Raw genomic sequence first — 722 nt, forward strand, 5'->3', positions numbered from 1 at the left:
TTCGTCTACAAGTTTAGTTAAGGGTTCTTCTCAACTTCAATAAATTTTCTCGGCATAAATGCGTGTCTAATCTTTTTTAGAACGACTAATCAAAAAATAATCTAAAAAATCACAAACCAAAATTAAAAAAATAAAAAAGCCTAAATACTCTCTCAATTTGTGAGAAAGTATTTAGGCTTTTTGAATTAATAAATTTCTTACTTCTTATGTTTATTTAACAATTAGTACTTTAGCAATCTTATGTGTAACATCTCCTAAAACATGTTTAATATTCCAATCGACTCTATGATTACTCATAATTACTAAATCAAATTCACCATTATTTATATCTCCAGAAGTAATTTTTTCTAAGATTGTATCTTTAATATGCCCAAAATCTACATCTATTTTATATTGAATATCTCTTTTTTCTAATTCACGTAAAAATGGAGTAAGTTTTTTTTCTTTTTCTCTAATAATATCTTTTTTATGCTTATTATAATATTTGACATTAATTGCAAGATCATTTTCTGTTACAACGTGATAAATTACAACAACTGAATCTTCATCGGTGGCTTTTTCTAAATAGTCAGGGATAGCACTAAAATCATTTTCGAAATCATAGGGTAATAATATATTTTTGAACATCTACACCAGCCTCCTATTACTTATTATTTAGATGTCTATTACTTATATATACCCTGAATATATATGCTTATTCTGGTTCTGTTGCAAAGTAAAAA

At 25.6% G+C, this 722-nt stretch carries 1 protein-coding gene; it reads right to left on the reverse strand.

Annotated elements, in window-relative coordinates:
- Nucleotides 1-210: 210 nt before the first annotated feature.
- Complete coding sequence (locus KA830_RS13490; protein WP_210134310.1) at nucleotides 211-627, reverse strand: universal stress protein; 417 nt, start codon at nucleotides 625-627, stop codon at nucleotides 211-213.
- Between the last annotated feature and the right edge of the window lie 95 nt (nucleotides 628-722).

It is taken from the genome of Staphylococcus sp. GDY8P119P, from assembly GCF_017892075.1.
Classification (GTDB): domain Bacteria; phylum Bacillota; class Bacilli; order Staphylococcales; family Staphylococcaceae; genus Staphylococcus; species Staphylococcus ureilyticus.